15 protein-coding genes and 1 tRNA gene are annotated in these 16,674 nt (G+C 54.9%); 4 read left to right on the top strand and 12 right to left on the bottom strand.

The features are described from left to right. Positions 1 to 164: 164 nt before the first annotated feature. The 3 genes from ACOTXI_RS19810 (at position 165) to ACOTXI_RS19800 (ending at position 4,166) form a co-directional block, all read left to right on the top strand. The gene (locus ACOTXI_RS19810; RefSeq protein ID WP_045415634.1) at positions 165 to 1,253 is read left to right on the top strand and encodes an ABC transporter substrate-binding protein; all 1,089 of its coding nucleotides are present in this window, start codon (positions 165 to 167) and stop codon (positions 1,251 to 1,253) included. 80 nt (positions 1,254 to 1,333) lie between these two features. Beyond that, positions 1,334 to 3,103, top strand: coding sequence for an ABC transporter permease (locus tag ACOTXI_RS19805; protein ID WP_023294491.1), 1,770 nt, complete (start codon positions 1,334 to 1,336; stop codon positions 3,101 to 3,103). After that, the gene (locus tag ACOTXI_RS19800) at positions 3,096 to 4,166 is read left to right on the top strand and encodes an ABC transporter ATP-binding protein (protein WP_008499694.1); all 1,071 of its coding nucleotides are present in this window, start codon (positions 3,096 to 3,098) and stop codon (positions 4,164 to 4,166) included. Before ACOTXI_RS19805 ends, ACOTXI_RS19800 begins: the two co-directional genes overlap by 8 nt. Before the next feature lie 210 nt (positions 4,167 to 4,376). Here ACOTXI_RS19800 and ACOTXI_RS19795 read toward each other — a convergent pair whose 3' ends face one another. From ACOTXI_RS19795 to actS, 9 genes are all read right to left on the bottom strand, one after another. Continuing rightward, the gene (locus ACOTXI_RS19795) at positions 4,377 to 4,829 is read right to left on the bottom strand and encodes a hypothetical protein (RefSeq protein WP_008499695.1); all 453 of its coding nucleotides are present in this window, start codon (positions 4,827 to 4,829) and stop codon (positions 4,377 to 4,379) included. Continuing rightward, on the bottom strand, positions 4,829 to 5,989 hold the full coding sequence (locus tag ACOTXI_RS19790) for a VENN motif pre-toxin domain-containing protein (RefSeq protein WP_102000885.1): 1,161 nt from the start codon (positions 5,987 to 5,989) through the stop codon (positions 4,829 to 4,831). Before ACOTXI_RS19790 ends, ACOTXI_RS19795 begins: the two co-directional genes overlap by 1 nt. Before the next feature lie 574 nt (positions 5,990 to 6,563). Further along, complete coding sequence (locus ACOTXI_RS19785) at positions 6,564 to 6,839, bottom strand: hypothetical protein (protein ID WP_126287432.1); 276 nt, start codon at positions 6,837 to 6,839, stop codon at positions 6,564 to 6,566. A gap of 518 nt (positions 6,840 to 7,357) precedes the next feature. Then, entirely contained in the window at positions 7,358 to 7,543 is a 186-nt protein-coding gene (locus ACOTXI_RS19780) for a CPCC family cysteine-rich protein (protein ID WP_071530933.1), read from the bottom strand. After that, positions 7,543 to 9,000, bottom strand: a complete 1,458-nt coding sequence (locus tag ACOTXI_RS19775; protein ID WP_008499699.1) for a VENN motif pre-toxin domain-containing protein — start codon at positions 8,998 to 9,000, stop codon at positions 7,543 to 7,545. Before ACOTXI_RS19775 ends, ACOTXI_RS19780 begins: the two co-directional genes overlap by 1 nt. After that, positions 8,997 to 9,659 carry a hemagglutinin repeat-containing protein gene (locus tag ACOTXI_RS19770; RefSeq protein ID WP_084831970.1) on the bottom strand — a complete coding sequence of 221 codons (663 nt, stop codon included), beginning with the start codon at positions 9,657 to 9,659 and terminating at the stop codon, positions 8,997 to 8,999. Before ACOTXI_RS19770 ends, ACOTXI_RS19775 begins: the two co-directional genes overlap by 4 nt. After that, the gene (locus ACOTXI_RS19765) at positions 9,631 to 10,068 is read right to left on the bottom strand and encodes a hypothetical protein (RefSeq protein ID WP_181008251.1); all 438 of its coding nucleotides are present in this window, start codon (positions 10,066 to 10,068) and stop codon (positions 9,631 to 9,633) included. The genes ACOTXI_RS19770 and ACOTXI_RS19765 overlap by 29 nt, the downstream gene beginning before the upstream one ends. A 510-nt stretch (positions 10,069 to 10,578) precedes the next feature. Beyond that, a tRNA-Gly gene (locus ACOTXI_RS19760) sits at positions 10,579 to 10,652 on the bottom strand. A gap of 80 nt (positions 10,653 to 10,732) precedes the next feature. Beyond that, positions 10,733 to 11,476, bottom strand: coding sequence for an amidase activator ActS (gene actS, locus ACOTXI_RS19755; protein ID WP_023294504.1), 744 nt, complete (start codon positions 11,474 to 11,476; stop codon positions 10,733 to 10,735). Between the two features lie 163 nt (positions 11,477 to 11,639). Here actS and idi point away from each other — a divergent pair, with 163 nt between their 5' ends. Further along, positions 11,640 to 12,182: an isopentenyl-diphosphate Delta-isomerase gene (gene idi / locus ACOTXI_RS19750; RefSeq protein ID WP_039265495.1), complete on the top strand. Its 543-nt coding sequence runs from the start codon at positions 11,640 to 11,642 to the stop codon at positions 12,180 to 12,182. Positions 12,183 to 12,220: 38 nt separating this feature from the next. Here idi and lysS read toward each other — a convergent pair whose 3' ends face one another. From lysS to recJ, 3 genes are all read right to left on the bottom strand, one after another. Further along, the gene (lysS, locus tag ACOTXI_RS19745) at positions 12,221 to 13,738 is read right to left on the bottom strand and encodes a lysine--tRNA ligase (RefSeq protein WP_023309094.1); all 1,518 of its coding nucleotides are present in this window, start codon (positions 13,736 to 13,738) and stop codon (positions 12,221 to 12,223) included. Between the two features lie 9 nt (positions 13,739 to 13,747). After that, positions 13,748 to 14,846 (bottom strand): peptide chain release factor 2 gene (gene prfB / locus ACOTXI_RS19740; RefSeq protein ID WP_095908218.1). Its coding sequence is split into 2 segments (ribosomal slippage): positions 13,748 to 14,770 and positions 14,772 to 14,846, totalling 1,098 coding nucleotides; the frame shifts between segments, so codons are not numbered across the junction. A 90-nt stretch (positions 14,847 to 14,936) separates the two neighbouring features. Next, positions 14,937 to 16,670 (bottom strand): single-stranded-DNA-specific exonuclease RecJ, encoded by a 1,734-nt coding sequence (gene recJ / locus ACOTXI_RS19735; protein ID WP_008499707.1) that lies wholly within the window; start codon positions 16,668 to 16,670, stop codon positions 14,937 to 14,939. Positions 16,671 to 16,674: the final 4 nt, after the last annotated feature.

The raw sequence follows: 16,674 nt of genomic DNA, 5'->3' as shown, positions 1-16,674 counted from the left end.
CAACCGTTCGTTGGCTAACGTTCGCGGATTTTATGGTGTTAATTGCTGAAACGACGGCGACAATCACACTTCGGAATCATTGCCCTCGCCTCCCTATTGTCGGAGGCGCGCTTTACGCTATGTTGACAATTAGTTCCTCAAATGTAACTAAAAGGTTAACTATAATGTCGAACACGTTCCGAATTTCTCTGCTTACCGCTACCGTACTGTTCTCTGCTTCTGCACTTTCTGCCCTGCCGCAGGGTTATCCTGCTGAGTATCAAAAAGTGGTTGATGCCGCCACGAAAGAGGGCAAGGTTGTCATCTATTCCACTACCGACATCAAAGCTGCCGGGCCGCTGATCCAGGGCTTCGAAAAAACCTACCCGGGCATTAAAGTCGAATACAACGACATGAACAGCACCGAGCTGTACAACCGTTTCATCAGCGAACAGGCTTCCGGCGGCGTGAGCGGCGACGTGGTCTGGAGCTCCTCGATGGACACGGGTCTGAAGCTCGCCACCGACTACGCCATGGAGTACAAATCTCCGGAGCAAAGCCAGCTGCCGAAATGGGCGGTCTGGAAAGATAAGGCCTACGGCACCACCTATGAGCCGGTGGTCTTTATCTACAACAAGCGCCTGATCCCGGCCGGTGACGTGCCGGATTCTCACGCCGCGCTGGCGAAGCTGATTGCCAGCCAGACAGACAAATTCAAGAACAAAGTCACCACCTACGATATCGAAAAATCGGGTCTGGGCTTTATGCTCTCGGTGCAGGATCACAACGCCGATCCGAACTACTTTAAGACCCTGGCCGACGTCGCCAAAGGGGGCCTGTCGGTGCAGTCGTCTACCGGCACCATGATGGAGCGCGTCTCCTCCGGTGAAAACCTGATCGGCTTCAACATCCTCGGTTCCTACGCGGAAGCGCGTGCGAAGAACGATCCGTCACTCGGCATTGCCTATCCGAAGGATTACACCCTGGTGCTGTCGCGCGTGTCGTTCATCAGCCAGCAATCGCAAAACAGCAATGCCGCGAAGCTGTGGCTGGACTACGTGCTCTCTGAACAAGGGCAAAGCATTCTGGCCAACCAGGCGGACATTCCCTCCATTCGTAACGATATCGAAGGGAAAAATGATATCGACGGCCTGACCAAAATCCTCGGCAACGCGCTGAAGCCGATCCCGGTTGATGAAACGCTGCTGGAATACCTGCAGCCGAAAAAACGCCTGGAGTACATCAAAGAGTGGCGTACCGCCGCCGGTAAATAAGCGTCTGAGCGCGGCGCTGGCCGCCGCGCTCCCTTATCGACTGAGTTCGTTTTTCTGGGCTGCAACACCAGGGATACCCCATGAATACATTACGCAGAAAGTGGCAAAGCCTGCCGCGAGGCATCGTCGTGCTGATAACCGCCCTGGTTATCTACACGCCGCTGTCGTTTATCGTGATCCAGAGCTTCCTGTCCGCGCCGTTCTTTTCGCCGTCAAAAGAGTGGAGCTTTGAATCATTTGATTTTATTTTCACCGATCCTGATTTTTATAAGGCCCTGAAAAGCGGCTTTATTCTGGCTTTCGGGCTGGTCTTTATCTCTATCCCGCTGGGCGGCGTGCTGGCGTTTCTGATGGTGCGTACCGACCTGCCCGGTCGCCGACTGATTGAGCCGCTGATCCTGGTCCCGATTTTCGTTTCACCGATGGTGCTGGGCTTCGGCTACGTGGTGGCCGCCGGTCCGGTGGGCTTTCTCTCCCAGTGGGCGGAGGCGCTGATTGGCTTTGTGCCGTGGAATATCTACGACATGTCGAGCATTGTGGTCATTGCCGGCCTGACGCACGTCCCGCACGCCTATCTGTATATCTCGTCAGCGCTGCGCAGCGTGGGCTCCGACGTGGAAGAAGCCGCGCGCACCGCGGGCGCGTCGCCCTGGCAGGTGATGACCTCCGTCAGCCTGCCGATGGTGCGCCCGTCTATTCTGTACGCCACCGTGCTGCTGTTCTTCCTCGGGCTGGAAGTGTTCGGCCTGATGCTGGTCCTCGGCGATCCGGAAGGCAACATGGTGTTGGCGACCTATCTTTATAAGCTGACGAACAAGATGGGTACCCCGTCCTATAACCTGATGGCGGCGGTTGCCGTGGTGCTGATCTGCATCACCATCCCGCTGGTGATGCTCCAGCGTCGCCTGATGCGCACCGCCAACCGCTTCGTCACCATGAAGGGCAAGGCCTCGCAGGCCCGGGCTCTGCCGCTGGGTAAATGGCGCTGGGTGGCTGGCGCGGTGATTGCCTTCTGGCTCACCGTCACCATTGGCGTTCCGTTGCTCGGCGTGGTGCTGCGCGCGTTTATCTCCAACTGGGGCGTGGGCGTTTCGCTGTGGGACGAGCTTTCTCTGAACACCTTCCGCACCATCTGGGCGCAGCCCAACCTGCTGCGCGCCATCGTCAACTCCATGGCGATTGGGGTGATTGGCGGCGCGCTGGCCGTGGTGTGCTACCTGTTTGTCGGCATTGCCATGCACCGCAAGCCGGATAACACCACGCGTTTCCTGGACTACAGCGTGCTGGTGCCGCGCGCCGTGCCCGGTCTGCTGGCGGGTCTGGCCTTCCTGTGGGTGTTCCTGTTCCTGCCGATGTGGCTGGATAACTCGCTGAAATCCGGCTGGCTTTCCGGGTTTGCCTGGACCGACTGGATGCGTGAAAACGTCATCGTCTGGCTACGCTCGCTGCGCAGCACCATTTTCAGCGTCTGGCTGGCCTATACCGTGGTGTGGATGGCTTACGGGCTGAGGCTTATCTCTTCCACGCTGCTGCAGGTAGGGCCGGAGCTTGAAGAAGCCGCGCGCAGCACCGGGGCGACGCGCGGGCAGATCACCCGCCACGTCACCATTCCGCTCTCTCGCTACGGTCTTATCGGTTCGTGGCTGCTGATGTTCCTGATCTTTGAGCGCGAATATTCAACGGGTGTGTATCTGCTTTCGCCCGGCACGGAGACCATCGGCTCGATGCTGGTTTCCCTCTGGGCCGCGGGTGCCATCGATATCGTGGCGGCGCTCTCTTTCATTAACATCCTGCTTGTCGTGGTAGGTCTGGGCATTGCCCTTCGTTTCGGAGTGAAAATACATGATTGAATTAGCGGTTGACGATCTGCACTTAACCTACGGCGACAATCCTGTTTTAAAAGGTGTCTCCATGAACCTGAAGCGCGGCGAAGTGGTCTCCCTGTTAGGCCCCTCCGGCAGCGGCAAAACCACCCTGCTCCGCGCCGTCGCGGGTCTGGAAAAACCGACCCAGGGGTCGATTGTCATTGGCAACAATAAAGTTTACGACGGCACGCCGCGCAGTGAGGTCCCGGCGGAAGAGCGTAACCTGGGGCTGGTATTCCAGTCCTATGCCCTGTGGCCGCACAAAACCGTGTTTGAGAACGTGGCCTATCCGCTCAAGCTGCGCAAAGTCCCGGCCAAAGAGATCCAGCAGCGCGTGCAGGACGTGCTGGACCAGCTGGGTCTGGGCCATCTTGGCAAACGTCACCCGCACCAGCTCTCCGGTGGGCAGCAGCAGCGCGTGGCGATTGGCCGCGCGCTGGTCTACAACCCGCCGGTGATTTTGCTGGACGAGCCGCTTTCCAACCTCGACGCCAAGCTGCGCGAAGAGGCCCGCGTGTTCCTGCGCGAGCTGATTATCAAGCTCGGGCTATCGGCGCTGATGGTGACGCACGACCAGAACGAAGCGATGTCCATTTCCGACCGCATCCTGCTGCTGAACAACGGCAAAATTGAGCAACAGGGTACGCCGCAGGAGATGTACGGCTCGCCGAAGACGCTGTTTACCGCCGAGTTTATGGGCAGCAACAACCGCCTGCACGGCAAGGTCACCGACGTGCGCGACGGCAGAGCGCGCATCGAAGGAAAAGGCTGGGTGCTGTGGGGCCAGGCGGGCGAAGGGGTACAGAGCGGTAATGACGCCACGGCGGTGATCCGCGTCGAGCGCGTGGCGGTGGTCGAGGGGCCTGGGGAAAATCAGCTTGAGCTGCCGCTGCTCACCAGCATGTACCTCGGCGACCGCTGGGAGTACCTGTTCCGCACGGTGGGAGATGATTTTGTCATTCGTGCGTATGGGCATGAGGTTCGGGATCCGCAGCACTGCCATCTTTCGCTGCCGGAGAAGCATGTTTGGGTGTTCCCGAAAGGGTGATGAGTCAATAATTAATCTGCCATGGCCCGGTTGCGATTCGCTTACCGGGTCTACAAAATAAAGAAATGCGCTGATGCCAGGATTGGTGGCGCTAGTTATTATTGTTAATGCATTCCGACTTAAATATTTACCTGACTCTTCTTTCCATCCCTACGCATAACGGATTAAGGCTCCATATCAAAATGTTATTACAGAGCATATAAAGAAAATTTATGCATCATATCCAGCATTTTTGAAAACTGATTGAACATGCTCCGTCAGTCCAACAAGATCTTCATAGGCGATTGGGCCAAAATCAGGATAATGGTTTTCAATATACTCGTTAACATCTTCCATACCTTCACTGACTCTGAGATTCTTAACAAATGTAGGCAAAATACGATGATTAACACCAGTACCATACTCTTTCGGATGATGGGTCATACACCACTCAACTTTACCTTTATATGATTGAATCGCATCTTCCAGTAAGGCGATAACTTCTGGAACCTCTTTTTCAAAACGAAAACTGGTATAAGGAGGATACTTAGAGCGATCAATTTTTTCAAAATGGTCATTTATCCATTCATCTTCAATACGGCTCTGATAATGTAACCACTCCAGTTTTCCAAGAGAACCAATGAAGTCCAACAAGATTGTTTCTTTCTTACCTATCGGAAACATTATTTTAACCCCTGTAATTTATCAGAGATCGTAACACTTCCCTGATTTATAGATTTGATATGTTTTTCCCAATCTCCTTTAGGAATTGGTTTTAAGGACACTCTTGGATCGTAAACATACTGACCATCGGTATAAACCTGATGAAATGCTTGTTCATGTACAATTTTTCCATTTTCATACACATTTAAGTTGTACGGAGTCGTCGGCCTTGCTTCAATAATTTTCCCGTGCCCGCCAGCTGCATCGAGAAGTTTAGGTGCGATATCTGAGCAATCCGTACAATCTGTATTGCCTATCCAGGCAATAAACTTAGGTTCGTTCATTTTTTCAATAACACTCTGATTGGCTGGATAACCGGGATTTTCAGGGCGAACATTTTCAAGACCGGGGATCTTCTCGTTCTGATAGAAAAGATCATCCAGTGAAGGAGAATCCGGAACCGGCGTAGTTGTCGTCCAGCCATTATTGTTTGACGCTCCATCACCGTTGGTATTACCAGTATGATTTATCCCTCCGGTTGCTACACTATTCTTCCCTGTGTTGGAGGGCACATTTCCAGTTACAGTCTGGTCGCCACCAGTGTTTGATGGTCCCGGGTTGATGACCTGCGTACCACCAGTACTGGTGATCGTCTTACCTGTCAGGGACTCATAGGCCGCTTTCTGAGCATTATTTAACTGACTGAGCTGGGAAGGATCATTGAGCGAGGCCACATAGATCAGATGCAACTGCTCATCTTGTGACAATGTATCCATTGCTGATGTGGATGCACCAATGCCCAGTAAAGCACCCAGACCACTGGCAACCAGGCGATCACGGCAAGCAGAAATTTTCAGACATCCCTGTGCAGCCAGTTTACCGCCCTGTATAACGACACCCAGCGAGTTATTCTCAACCTCCACCTTCGCCGTTTCCGACGCCGTCGCCGCCATGGAGACACTACCATCCGTCACTGCTGCGCCCGCCAGACCACCTGCGATACTCACGAGGCTACTGACCAGCCGTTTCTCCTCTGCTGCCAGGTCACTGGATTTTTTATCGCCATACAGCGCGCTGACCAGATGGTCGGTCATCGCCGAGGCCGTAATGGCACCCATGGCACCGGCCTTCAGACCAGCAGCACTGCTCCCCCCACTCAGCTGCGTCAGCGCCGCAGCCACAATACCGTGCAGCGCGGCACGGGCTGTCGGATCTTTCTGCTCCTTGACCAGGGTCGCCAGAAGAGGGGCCGCCCCCGCTGCCGCACCTGCCTTCAGGTTACCGCCAAGCGCACCTGCCAGTAATCCCGCAGCTGCGCTGCCCTTAGTCCAGAAGGCACTCCCCGGACCGTACTCGGTATTCTGATATCCGGGCTGCGTCTTCAGGAACGCTTCCTGCTCCTGCGGCGTATCGCCCTGCAGTTTTCCTTCTGACGCCAGCTTCGCGCCCAGCGCCGCATTGGGGGTAAACTTAACGGCTGATTAAACGATCCCGGCACAGTGGCCGGGATCTGTGTCATTTAGACAGTGGTTCAAGGCGAAGAAGATGAGACTTTGCCTTCTCTATAAGCTGTAAAAACTCATCGCATTGAAATTCAAGAATATTACTTTCATCTGGATAAATAATAATATTCACTGATTTCCTGTCTTCTGATAGTGAGATTTCACCCCACTGGACTCGATTAAAAGACAATTCAGCATAAAGATCTTCCCGATCAACTGAACTACCTACGCTATATTCCAACATATGAGACCTCTATTTAGTTGGTGGTTCACGGAAGCCAATTAATCTTGAACCATCAGAATTAAATCGTAATGCTCGTCCATCAGGAGCTGTAGCTTCAACAACAGTAATCCTTTGTTTATTTTCAAAAACCACTCGGGATTCAATCTTAGTATTTGGATTGTTTAATATTTCGTTAACTATATTCTGAGCTTCCTGATTAAGAACTGACGCTTTTTGACTGGAATAAGAATATGCGGAACCTTCTCTTCCGCCATGCTTTTGTAGTGCTCGTCCGGCATCAGTCAATCCATTTCTGTTAGATGCTGAAGCGGCCTCATTAAGGCGATCTTTTGATGGGGCAGTAGAAGCCCTGTTATTCCGAGCATTCTCCTCATCCTGCGGCTCCCAGCCCCCCGGCGTGCCTGATCCCGCTCCCCCAGTTCTGCCTTTTCTTCATCCGTCCAATTTGCGCCAGTATTTGGCTGTTCTTTATCATTAGTCAGCGCTTCACCGATTGCTACACCTGCACCAGTGGCGGCAGCAGTCCCGCCTCCTGGCCCAAACCCACCACCTTCCAGCAATGGATTTCTGCATGCCCACGGCTCCTGTGCACACATTGCGCTGTTCAGCGTGTTATTCTCAACAACAACTCTTTCCTGTGCATTCCGGCAGGAACAACACATTTTTCCCTGTTCAGTCAGTGACTTACAGGGTGTTTTTGCTAAGGTACATCTGCTGCTGCAACTTTTTTCGCTGTTAAGCGTTTCAAGGGGTTAAAGGCTGATAAAACGATCCCAGCCATTGAGCTGGGATCGTTTTATCAGTTACTGTTTGTTAAATGCTCGTTTCGCCTCATTTAAATTCGAAGAGTTTGCCCCGCCAGAAAAATCTGGATCAGCCGATTGTACAGGGTCATCTTCCCACCCACATACAGGGCAAATTTCATAACAACCCAGCTCATCAATTGTTTTATTTCCACAGCATGGACAAGGATAAGAGCCATTATTCATCATTGTTTTTTCCAATATTCGAGACCTTTCTCTGGTTTAAACATTGTACGCGGTACACCATTTATATCTTTTGAAGCAAAGACATTAGTCGCAGGATTGTAATACAGCGTGTCTCCGTTAGGGCGAGTTTTAGTTAAGGTACCTTGCGGTGGGGTTGTCATAAAATTATGGGCAGCATCAACATATTGCTTAGCATTCTGATACTCAGGAAATTCTTTCCCATGTTTTGTCCAGTGTCCATAGGCATTACCCACAGGTTTTGCTTTCTTGGTTTCTGTCCAAATCTGAGTATCTTTAGATTTACCACCAATCGGAACAGCCCCAATCCCAAGACCAGCAGTTCCAGGAAGCGGCTTACCATCTTCGTCAAACAACACCCCAGGCCTGGCAATGTTGTAGACTTTTGGGAGGCGGTCGCCGTGCTCTTTCTCAAGCTCTTCCTCATCATGGCCAGGACTCAGCGTGTTATTCTCAACCTCCACCTTCGCCGTTTCCGACGCCGTCGCCGCCATGGAGACACTGCCATCCGTCACTGCTGCGCCCGCCAGACCACCTGCGATACTCACGAGGCTACTGACCAGCCGTTTCTCCTCTGCCGTCAGGTCACTGGATTTTTTATCTCCATACAGCGCGCTGACCAGATGGTCAGTCATCGCCGAGGCCGTAATGGCCCCTATGGCACCAGCCTTCAGGCCATCCGCACTGCTCCCGCCACTCAGCTGCGTCAGCGCCGCAGCCACAATACCGTGCAGCGCGGCACGGGCTGTCGGATCTTTCTGCTCCTTGACCAGGGTCGCCAGCAGAGGGGCCGCCCCCGCTGCCGCACCTGCCTTCAGGTTACCGCCAAGCGCACCTGCCAGTAATCCCGCCGCGGCACTGCCCTTAGTCCAGAAGGCACTCCCCGGACCGTACTCGGTATTCTGATATCCGGGCTGCGTCTTCAGGAACGCTTCCTGCTCCTGCGGCGTATCGCCCTGCAGTTTTCCTTCTGACGCCAGCTTCGCGCCCAGCACCGCATTGGATTCCCGCGCTTTCTGCTCCGCATACTTGCCGTAAGCATCCAGCGCAGAGGTGGCCAGCGCCGCGCCTTCGCTCTGGACCGCCAGGTTATCCCTGACCTTCTGCACATCACCGTTCACGTCCACGCCGTGGTGGGCGTCAGCCGTATCACGGTTCAGGTCAGCAATATCCTGTTTCTGTCCCGCCGGGTTGCGAATGACAATGCTACCGCCACTCACCGCTGATGAGGTCGTGCCGGTGTGGCTCTCTTTTGCCTGGCCCGTACCGATGGCCGGTGCCAGGTTGCGGTTTTCACCGTTCCCGCTGCCGCCCGCGCTGCCGGAAAGCGCCACCGTGTAGCCGTTGCCGCTGGTCTGGCTCTCGTTGTGGAGATTACTGAAACCCAGCGTACCGGTGTCGAGGCTATTTTTATCTGCAGACGCCGTGGATGCAATCACCGCGCCGTCAAGCTGGGTATGATTTCCGGTGGTGACGGCAAAGCCGCCCTTGCCTGCGAATATCCCGCTCTGTTCAGCGACGCTCTTACCATTCTGGGTGATATTCTCACCGATGCACTGACGCTACCGGAAAAGGCACCATAACACAGTGGCGGTATGCACAGACTGAGGGACGCGCCTGACGAAGACTGCTTGCTGTCATAACTGGCTGTATCCTGCACGCTGCTGATGGTGAGATCGCGTCCGCTGTTCACCGTAAGCTGTTCATCAGCATGGACAACGCTGTTCGTATTGCGCTGTGACTGGCTGTTTTCCTTACCCTTATACTGTGACGCTCCCAGCTCCACCGAGATGCCGTTTTGTGCACCAATCAGGCTCACACCGACACCAACGCTGAACTGGCTAACGCTGTTTTTACTCTCAGAGAGGGTTGTGTTCTGGGAGGCAGACAACAGAATATCGCGCCCCGCATCCAGCGCCACGTGTTTACCCGCGATCTGTACCCCCATACCGGCAATGTCATTTCCGGCACGAACAGAGACATTCTCGCCGGCATTAATGGTGGTGCCCTGCGTGTCGGTACTGTGGTAACGACTGTCCTGAGAGGACGTCCCCGCCGTTAAAGACACTTTAGCCTTGACGAGCGACGAGTCCGACATAGTGCCCTGCGCTGCGGGCAGCCGTCTCTGCGGCTTTAGCAGCCTCAACAGCCCAGCCGCCAGCAGATGCCGTCACACCATACTGGGCGCTGCTGCTGTGGTTTTCACCGTCGCGGGTATCCCGGCTCCCCCCCATGAGGTCATTTTCGCCACTGAGTGAGACCGATTTACCGGCACGGATATCCGTACCTGACAGGGAGAGACCGTTACCGGCCTGCGCGACAAGGGTCTGCCGGGTTTTCGGGGAGATTAAGGTCGCACCGGAAAGGGTAATGGTATGAATAGTGAAACAGGGTCCGGCGCCGGTAACAGGCAGCGGTCTGGCGGGCGCGGGGCGAGGAATACTCCGCTCCAGCTCCTCACGCTGTTGCTGGCTCTTTAATAACAGTTCCTCCTGCTGCTGACGCACTGTGTCCCGGTCAGCAGGAGTAAGGGGGGCTGCATGGCTCAGAGAACAAAAATAAAACGAGCAAAAAAAGACGGCTTTGCTGTAATAGCGCATATTAAAGGATAATAGTTTTTGTTTTCCTCAATATGCCAGCTCTGGCGCAATAGGGAATAGTCTCAAAAAGAGGGCTACTATAATTGGTAGTAATATTTGCGTTAAGTTTAAAAAAACCGTTATGACGAAGTGCGTCATATCGGAATTTTTTATTATTGCCTGATTGTTTCTTCTTTCAAAAAATTTTAACCACCCCTTCCAATAGTTAGATATAAACATGAGCTAGCAGCGTAGATTAAATTATCCGTTGCATTCATCGTGCTGCAAATTCTGATGACACCTGATAACTCAGTGCTGAATATGGAGGCATGCGTGATAACTTCGTTGAAGCGATCAAACAACAGCATGACGATACCTGGATGGAAAAGGATGGGCTGGTTAAAAAAATAGACAGAGGAGGATCACATCAAGAAATTCTGGAGCGGGCGAAGGGAATCGAACCCTCGTATAGAGCTTGGGAAGCTCTCGTTCTACCATTGAACTACGCCCGCTTTGAGGTGCGTAAGGCATTATAGACCTTACGCACCTTCATACAAGCCTCTTCACAACTAACCGGCGATTAAATAATCACTTAGCACTTCGGTTTGCTGCCGGGCGCAGGAAGATAGCGCTGCGGATCGATGGCCGTCGCCTTGTAGCGAATCTGGAAATGCAGCTTCACTGAATCCGTACCGGTGCTGCCCATGGTGGCAATCTTCTGCCCGGCTTTGACGTTCTGCCCGTTGTTGACCAGCATCGTGTCGTTGTGCGCATAGGCCGTGATGTAGTCTTCCCCATGCTTAATCATGATCAGGTTACCGTAGCCGCGCAGCTGGTTACCCACGTAAACCACCTTCCCGGCTCCGGAGGCATAAACCGGCGTACCGCGCGCAGCGGCGATATCAATACCCTTGTTGCCACCTTCAGAGAGTGAGTAAGGGGCGACCACTTTACCGCTGGCAGGCCAAATCCAGCAGCGCTGTCCAACCGGCGGCCATGACGATTGCGGCACCTGATAGGACGGCGTCACTTTGGCGGTTTTGCCTTTCGAAGAGGATTTTTTACCGGAGGACGATCCGCCGCTAACCTTCAGCTGCTGCCCCACCTCGATGGTGTAGGGCGGAGAAAGGTTATTCAGCCGCGCCAGATCCTTCACGCTGGTTCCCGTTGCGCGCGAAATCCGGTACAGGGTGTCCCCGCGTTTGACGGTGTAGACCGAACCGGAATAGCTTCCCGTATCCGAAGATTTGCTCCCTGAACAGCCCGCCAGTAATAGCGTCAGCGTCAGGCAAAAAATAGCGGTAAGGGGTTTTCTCGTCAGGCTTCCTGCAAACAAAACAGATCCTCGGTCAGCGTGAATGGCGCACTATGATAACAGCCAAAACGAACAGGGGTCATGCCCTTTTCCGCTCTACGAGCCAAACCGTTCGTATAAGAATGCAGTATAATGCTTCGGCTGATGGTGCTGAACCACTCGGCAATTTGGCACTGGAGCATCAATGAGTATTCAAGAACACGTTATTTTGGTAAACGACCAGGGAATGGTGATTGGCACTCAGGAAAAATATGCCGCACACACGTTACATACCCCGCTGCATCTGGCGTTCTCTTCCTGGCTTTTTAACGCAAAAGGCGAATGTCTGATCACCCGACGCGCCTTAAGCAAAAAAGCCTGGCCCGGCGTCTGGACCAACTCCGTCTGCGGCCACCCGCAGTCGGGCGAAGAGACAGTCCAGGCGATAATCCGCCGCTGCCGCTTCGAAGTGGGCGCAGAACTGACCGATATCACCGCCGTCGCCCCTGAATTTCGCTATCGGGAAACCGACCCGTCCGGGATCGTGGAAAATGAAATTTGCCCGGTATTCGCCGCCCGCATCACCAATGACGTGACGATAAACGAAGATGAAGTGATGGACTATCAGTGGGTTGAGCTTGATGCGCTATTCCGCGCGCTGGACGCGACGCCCTGGGCCTTTAGCCCATGGATGGTCATGGAAGCGACAACCGCCCGCGAAAAACTTAAAGCCTTCGCGGCGCAATAAAAAAGCCCCTTTCGGGGCTTTTTTTACATCTTAACGTCTTACTTGACCGGGCGCATCGCCGGGAACAGGATCACGTCGCGGATGGTGTGGCTGTTGGTGAACAGCATCACCATACGGTCGATACCAATACCCAGACCCGCCGTTGGTGGCAGGCCGTGCTCCAGCGCGGTCACGTAGTCTTCGTCGAAGAACATCGCTTCGTCGTCACCAGCCGCTTTCGCGTCAACCTGATCCTGGAAGCGCTGAGCCTGGTCTTCCGCATCGTTCAGCTCGCTAAAGCCGTTGCCGATTTCACGGCCACCGATGAAGAATTCGAAGCGGTCAGTGATCTCCGGGTTCTCGTCATTACGACGCGCCAGCGGAGAGACTTCCGCCGGGTACTCGGTGATGAAGGTCGGCTGAATCAGGTGCGCTTCGGCCACTTCTTCGAAGATCTCGGTCACGATACGGCCCAGACCCCAGCTCTTCTCAACCTTGATACCGATGCTTTCGGCGATCGCTTTCGCAGAATCGAAGTTATCCAGATCGGCCATATTGGTTTCCGGACGGTACTTCTTGATCGCTTCGCGCATGGTCAGTTTTTCGAACGGCTTGCCGAAGTCGAAGACTTCTTCACCGTAAGGAACCTGCGTGGTGCCCAGAATATCCTGCGCCAGGGTACGGAACAGGGATTCGGTCAGCTCGATCAGATCTTTGTAATCCGCATACGCCATATAGAGTTCCATCATGGTGAACTCTGGGTTATGACGAACGGAGATCCCTTCGTTACGGAAGTTACGGTTGATTTCGAACACGCGGTCAAAACCACCAACCACCAGACGCTTCAGGTACAGTTCCGGCGCGATACGCAGGTACATGTCCAGGTCTAGGGCGTTGTGATGGGTGATGAACGGACGCGCAGACGCGCCGCCAGGGATCACCTGCATCATTGGGGTTTCCACTTCCATAAAGTCGCGGTTCACCATGAACTGGCGGATACCGGCCATGATCTGGGAGCGAATTTTGAAGGTCTTGCGGGATTCATCGTTAGAGATGAGATCCAGGTAGCGCTGACGATAGCGCGCTTCCTGATCCTGCAGGCCGTGGAATTTGTCCGGCAGCGGGCGCAGGGCTTTGGTCAGCAGACGCAGCTCGGTGCAGTGGATAGACAGTTCACCGGTTTTGGTTTTGAACAGTTTACCTTTCGCGCCCAGAATATCGCCCAGGTCCCACTTCTTGAACTGCTCGTTGTAGATGCCTTCCGGCAGATCGTCACGGGACACGTACAGCTGAATGCGGCCGCCAACGTCCTGCAGGGTCACGAAGGAGGCTTTACCCATGATACGACGGGTCATCATGCGGCCCGCAACGGCCACTTCAACGTTCAGCGCTTCCAGCTCTTCGTTCTCTTTCGCGTCGAAGTCAGCGTGCAGTTGGTCTGAGGTGTGGTCACGACGAAAATCGTTCGGGAACGGCACGCCCTGCTCGCGCAGCGCTGCCAGCTTCTCGCGGCGGGTTTTCAGTTCGTTGTTAAGATCGACTACCGCGTCAGCGCCCTGTGCTTGTTGTTCAGACATGTTGGTTCCTCATAACCCTGCTTTCAAACTTGCTTCGATAAATTGGTCCAGGCTGCCGTCCAGCACCGCCTGCGTGTTGCGGGTTTCAACCCCGGTACGCAGGTCTTTGATGCGGGAGTCATCAAGGACGTAAGAACGGATCTGGCTGCCCCAGCCGATGTCAGACTTGTTGTCTTCCATCGCCTGTTTCTCAGCATTTTTCTTCTGCATCTCCAGCTCATAAAGCTTCGCTTTCATCTGCTTCATGGCCTGGTCTTTGTTCTTATGCTGGGAACGGTCGTTCTGGCATTGCGTTACCAGCCCGGTTGGAATGTGGGTAATACGCACCGCAGATTCCGTACGGTTAACGTGCTGGCCGCCCGCGCCGGATGCGCGGTAAACGTCGATACGCAGGTCCGCCGGGTTAATTTCGATATCAATATCTTCATCCACTTCCGGGTAAACAAACGCGGAGCTGAAGGAGGTATGACGACGGCCGCCGGAGTCGAACGGGCTCTTACGCACCAGGCGGTGAACGCCCGTTTCGGTACGCAGCCAGCCGTAGGCGTAATCACCGATGATCTTAATGGTCACGGATTTAATACCGGCCACTTCACCTTCTGACTCTTCGATAATTTCGGTTTTGAAGCCGCGCGCTTCGGCCCAGCGCAGATACATACGCATCAGCATGCTGGCCCAGTCCTGCGCTTCGGTACCGCCGGAACCTGCCTGAATATCGAGATAGCAGTCAGCGCTGTCGTATTCGCCGGAGAACATGCGACGGAATTCAAGCTGCGCCAGCTTCTCTTCCAGCACGTCGAGTTCTGCTACAGCTTCGTTAAAGGTTTCTTCGTCGTCGGCTTCGACGGCCAGCTCCAGCAAACCGGAAACATCTTCCAGCCCCTGGGCCATTTGATCCAGCGTATCTACGATAGCTTCGAGAGAGGAACGCTCTTTACCCAGCGCCTGTGCGCGTTCAGGTTCGTTCCAGACGTCCGGCTGTTCCAGCTCGGCGTTTACTTCTTCAAGACGCTCTTTCTTGGCATCGTAGTCAAAGATACCCCCTAAGAACGTCAGAGCGCTCCGTGAGGTCCTGAATACGGTTTTTTACCGGATTAATTTCAAACATGGTCTGTTTTCTTTTATGGACTTGTCAAAATGCGGTGATAAGAGCGGGATTGTACCGAATCCACGCCCTTTTTTATAGAGATTACTGCCGCTAAATTGGCCAGATATTGTCGATGATGATCTGAAGGGTGCGGTTACCGCGAAACTCGTTGATGTCCAGTTTGTACGCCAGCTCGACCTCGCGCACGCCGTTGTCCGGCCATACCGCCGTGTCAACGTTAAAGGCAATGCCGTCCAGCAGCGGGCCGCCGCCGACCGGCTCAACCATCACCTTCAGATGACGTTCGCCGACGATGCGCTGCTGCAGCAGGCGGAAACGGCCATCGAACAGCGGTTCCGGGAACATCTGCCCCCATGGACCGGCATCGCGGAGCATTTGCGCCACGTCCATCGTCATCTCAAGCGGTGAAAGCTCGCCATCGGACACCACTTCACCCTGCAGCAGGGCCGGGTCAATCCAGTCGGTGACCAGCTCGCCGAACAGGCGCTGAAACTCGTCGAATTTCGCCTCTTCCAGCGACAGGCCTGCCGCCATCGCATGGCCGCCGAACTTGATCATCAGGCCCGGATACAGCGTATCGAGACGCTCCAGCGCGTCGCGCATATGCAGGCCCTGAATCGAGCGGCCAGAGCCTTTCAGCGTGCCGTCGCCCGCGGGGGCGAAGGCGATCACCGGGCGGTGGAAGCGCTCTTTGATGCGCGACGCCAGAATGCCGACCACGCCCTGATGCCACTCGGGATGGTACATTGCCAGGCCGCCCGGCAGCGTATCGCCGCTGCGTTCAAGTTTTTCACACAGGGTCAGCGCTTCGGCCTGCATTCCCTGCTCAATCTCTTTACGTGTCTGGTTCAGGGCGTCCAGCTCGTTGGCCAGCACGCGCGCCTCACCGAGGTTGTCGCACAGCAGCAGCGCGACGCCAACGGACATATCGTCCAGTCTTCCGGCCGCGTTCAGGCGTGGACCGAGGGCAAAGCCCAAATCGCTTGCCGCCAGCTTGAGCGGGTCGCGGTTGGCGATTTCCAGCAGCGCCTTGATCCCCGGACGGCACTTGCCCGCTCGGATACGGCTTAAGCCCTGCCAGGTCAAAATACGGTTATTGGTATCGAGCGGGACCACGTCCGCGACGGTACCCAGCGCCACCAGATCGAGATATTCGGCCAGGTTCGGTGCGGCAATACCGCGGGAGTCGAACCAGCCCTTATCGCGTAATAGGGTACGCAGCGCCAGCATCAGATAAAACGCCACGCCTACGCCCGCGAGGGATTTCGACGGAAAATCACAGTCGCGCAGGTTGGGGTTAATAATCGCGTCGGCGGCAGGCAGCGTTTCACCGGGGAGATGGTGATCGGTAACCAGCACCGGGATCCCCAGCGCGTGGGCATGATCGACCCCCGCATGGGAAGAGATCCCGTTATCGACGGTCATGATCATCTGCGCACCGCGGGCGTGGGCCTGATCGACCACTTCCGGGCTGAGTCCGTAGCCGTCTTCAAAACGGTTCGGCACCAGATACGTGACGTTATCGCAGCCCAGCGCGCGCAGGCTGAGCACGCTCAGCGCGGTGCTGGTTGCGCCGTCGGCGTCGAAATCCCCTACTACCACAATACGCGTGTTCTCACGCAGGGCGTTGTAGAGCATTTCAGTGGCTTTTTCGATGCCGTTCAGCTGCTGCCAGGGCAGCATCCCTTTTACGCTACGTTCAAGATCCTCAGCACGACGCACGCCGCGGCTGGCGTAGAGGCGCTTCAGCAGCGGCGGGAGATCGTCCGGCAAATCAATCGGTTCAACCGCCTCGCGGCGGCGCAATTTTATCGGGGCTTTCACGCGG

The sequence above is a fragment of the Enterobacter cloacae complex sp. BZL2005 genome (assembly GCF_049238885.1).
Lineage (GTDB): Bacteria > Pseudomonadota > Gammaproteobacteria > Enterobacterales > Enterobacteriaceae > Enterobacter > Enterobacter roggenkampii.
The sequence above is the reverse complement of the archived record's forward strand: the minus strand, read 5'-3'. Positions and strand labels throughout refer to the sequence as shown.

Bases quoted from the DNA above. Each gene is read 5' to 3' on its own strand.
- ACOTXI_RS19810 (WP_045415634.1), top strand. From the start codon at position 165: ATGTCGAACACGTTCCGAATTTCTCTGCTTACCGCTACCGTACTGTTC.
- ACOTXI_RS19805 (WP_023294491.1), top strand. From the start codon at position 1,334: ATGAATACATTACGCAGAAAGTGGCAAAGCCTGCCGCGAGGCATCGTC.
- ACOTXI_RS19800 (WP_008499694.1), top strand. From the start codon at position 3,096: ATGATTGAATTAGCGGTTGACGATCTGCACTTAACCTACGGCGACAAT.
- ACOTXI_RS19795 (WP_008499695.1), bottom strand. From the start codon at position 4,829: ATGTTTCCGATAGGTAAGAAAGAAACAATCTTGTTGGACTTCATTGGT.
- ACOTXI_RS19780 (WP_071530933.1), bottom strand. From the start codon at position 7,543: ATGAATAATGGCTCTTATCCTTGTCCATGCTGTGGAAATAAAACAATT.
- ACOTXI_RS19770 (WP_084831970.1), bottom strand. From the start codon at position 9,659: ATGTCGGACTCGTCGCTCGTCAAGGCTAAAGTGTCTTTAACGGCGGGG.
- idi (WP_039265495.1), top strand. From the start codon at position 11,640: ATGAGTATTCAAGAACACGTTATTTTGGTAAACGACCAGGGAATGGTG.
- lysS (WP_023309094.1), bottom strand. From the start codon at position 13,738: ATGTCTGAACAACAAGCACAGGGCGCTGACGCGGTAGTCGATCTTAAC.